This window comes from Serratia sp. 506_PEND (genome assembly GCF_001076875.1).
In the GTDB taxonomy this organism is placed as follows: domain Bacteria; phylum Pseudomonadota; class Gammaproteobacteria; order Enterobacterales; family Enterobacteriaceae; genus Serratia; species Serratia marcescens.
The window spans coordinates 1-927 of sequence record NZ_JVEL01000568.1 but is presented as its reverse complement, the minus strand read 5'-3'; the positions used below and the strand labels follow the sequence as shown (position 1 = coordinate 927).

The 927-nt window shown below is 59.1% G+C and carries 3 protein-coding genes; all 3 read right to left on the bottom strand.

Features of this window, described 5'->3' with window-relative positions:
• On the bottom strand, positions 1–69 hold a 69-nt coding region (locus ADK28_RS33605), incomplete at its 3' end, for a hypothetical protein (RefSeq protein WP_048796977.1).
• On the bottom strand, positions 62–457 hold the full coding sequence (locus ADK28_RS25270; protein WP_004931896.1) for a DUF423 domain-containing protein: 396 nt from the start codon (positions 455–457) through the stop codon (positions 62–64). The genes ADK28_RS33605 and ADK28_RS25270, both read right to left, overlap by 8 nt.
• 51 nt (positions 458–508) lie before the next feature.
• Positions 509–927 (bottom strand): LysR substrate-binding domain-containing protein (locus tag ADK28_RS25265; protein ID WP_048796975.1); only part of this gene is annotated, 419 nt, incomplete at its 5' end.

Here is a 927-nt window from a genome sequence, read left to right as displayed (position 1 = left end):
TTTATCGGTGATTTCCGCCGCACACTCTTTTTCGAAGCCGGGGCGGCAATACAACGCAATCTTATTCATGGCGCTCGGCCTTTTTCCTCAGACGCAAAGCGCCAATCAACATCAATATCCAGCCGATCAAGAAGCACACGCCGCCAACCGGCGTGATATATACCCAGACCTTCAGGTGCGACAGCGCCAGGCAATAGAGGCTGCCGCTGAACAACACGGTGCCGAACGCCAACAGCGCTCCGCTCCAGTAAAACCACAGGCTCACGCGGCGCTGCATCGCGACCGCCAGCGCCAGGATGGCCAGGGTGTGGAACCCCTGATATTCCAGCCCGGTGCGGATCCAGGCCATTTCGTTGGCGCCTAGCGTGCCGCTTAACACATGCGCGCCGAATGCGCCCAACGCGACAAACACAAAGCCGCTGATAGCGGCGAAAACCAGCATGGAACGGCTGCTCATCGTGATCTATCCCATTAAAAATCACCGGCCGCGGCAAGGCGGCGGCCGGCCTTATTGTTCGTAGCGGAAGCGGAACTTCTCTTGTTCGCTGGCGGCGCGCGCCAGGATCCACTGCCGGAAGGCGGCTATTTTACCCAGTTCTGCCTGGCTGTCATGACATACCAGATAAAAAGCGTTTTTACTGACCAGCACATCGTTGAACGGGCATACCAGGCGACCGGCTTCGATCTCGGTTTGCGCCATCACGTTATTCACCAGCGCCACGCCCTGGCCGTGCACCGCCGCCTGCACCACCATGGCGCTGTGGCTGAAGATCGGCCCCTGCTGCACATTGATGTGTTGCAACCCCAGCTGGCGCGTATAGGCCAGCCAGTCGCGGCGTGAAACGTCATGCAGCAACGTATGATAAGCCAGATCGTCTGCGGTTTTCAGCGGATGATCGCCGGTCAGCAGGCTCGGCGAACAAACCG

What these genes read in the sequence shown, in the direction of transcription:
- ADK28_RS25270 (WP_004931896.1), bottom strand. Translation starts at nt 457, where the DNA reads ATGAGCAGCCGTTCCATGCTGGTTTTCGCCGCTATCAGCGGCTTTGTG.